The organism is Pseudomonas shirazensis (assembly GCF_050496565.1).
GTDB classification, from domain to species: Bacteria; Pseudomonadota; Gammaproteobacteria; order Pseudomonadales; family Pseudomonadaceae; genus Aquipseudomonas; species Aquipseudomonas shirazensis_A.
The window spans coordinates 1-1447 of record NZ_JBNWAE010000039.1 but is presented as its reverse complement, the minus strand read 5'-3'; the positions used below and the strand labels follow the sequence as shown (position 1 = coordinate 1447).

The 1447-nt window shown below is 55.7% G+C and carries 1 protein-coding gene; it reads left to right on the top strand.

Features of this window, described 5'->3' with window-relative positions; genetic code table 11:
- The first annotated feature begins 47 nt into the window (after positions 1-47).
- A protein-coding gene (locus ACQZ2L_RS25015) for an IS3 family transposase (protein WP_430328307.1) occupies positions 48-1417 on the top strand; the annotation gives its coding sequence in 2 pieces (ribosomal slippage) (positions 48-527 and positions 530-1417; 1368 coding nt in all).
- The last annotated feature ends 30 nt before the right edge of the window (positions 1418-1447 follow it).

Genomic DNA, 1447 nt, shown 5'->3' with positions numbered 1-1447 from the left:
TGAGCTGCGCCCCAAATGTTGGACACCCGTCCACTTTTGGGGTTTTTATGAGCAAGTATTCAAAGCAGTTCAAGCTGTCGGCCATCCAAGCCTTTCTCGATCGCGGTTACGGCTTTCGCCACATTGCCGCGCAGCTTCAGATGGATCCGACGCTTCTTCGCCGCTGGGTTGTGGCCTATCGTGCCCACGGTGAGGCCAGTCTGGAGAAGACAGGCCGCCATTACAGCGCCGAATTCAAACTCTCAGTTCTCCACCACAAATGGCGCGAAGACCTTTCGTTACGCGCCACCGCAGCGCTTTATAACCTTGGCAACTCCACGCTGGTTCGCAACTGGGAAGAACAGTATTACAGTGGCGGACATCAACCCCGCCCGCCCCGTAGAAAGCCAGTGATCACCGCGATGCCTAAAGCACCACGCAAGCCTGCAGACACTTCATCCATGCCCATTGAGGAACTCACTCGTGCGCAGCTGCTGACAAGGCTGGCCCAGCTCGAAGCGGAGAACGCCTACCTAAAAAAGCTCGAGGAGCTAGACGAGGAGAAAGCGAGGAAGAAGATAGCCAAGAAAAAACCCGGTTAGTCGCGGCGCTGCGTAAGCGCTACTCGCTTACTTGGCTGCTCAAAGCGGCTCATTTGCCGCGCAGTACTTATTACTATCAACTTGGCATGCTTGAGGCCGGGGATCGGTGTGCCTCGCTCAAAACCTCAATCCAAAACATCAGCCATCGGCACCGTGGCCGCTACGGTTATCGACGGGTCACCTCTACGCTGCGCAGCGAAGGGCTATTGGTTAACAGTAAGAAGGTGCGCCGCCTGATGGCCGACCTGGACCTGAAATGCACGGTGCGCCCCAAGAAGTACAAGTCTTATCGGGGCCTGATGGGCGAAGCCGCACCCAACATCCTCAAGCGTGACTTCCATGCCGATCAGCCAAACCAGAAGTGGGTAACGGATGTCACCGAGTTCAAAGTGGCAGGCGAGAAACTGTACCTTTCTCCGATCATGGATCTATACAACGGCGAGATCGTTGCTTATCACACCGACACCCGGCCACGTTTTACCCTGGTAGGCGACATGCTGGAAACGGCAATCAAAGGGCTTCCAGCTGATAGCCGGCCGCTCCTGCACTCGGATCAAGGCTGGCACTATCGCTACCCTGACTACTGCAAGCGGTTGAAAGAAGCAGGGCTTGAACAGAGCATGTCACGTAAGGGCAACTGCCTGGACAACGCCGCGATGGAAAGCTTTTTCGGGACGCTCAAGTGTGAGTATTTCTACCGTGAGCTCTTCGCGAGCGTCGCTGAGCTTAAGGCGGGGCTGGACGAATACATCCGTTACTACAACCATGACCGAATCAAAATGAAGCTCAAAGGCCTGAGCCCTGTGGCTTACAGGGCTCAGGCTGGGATAGGCTAACTGACTGTCCAACATTTGGGGCGCAGCTCA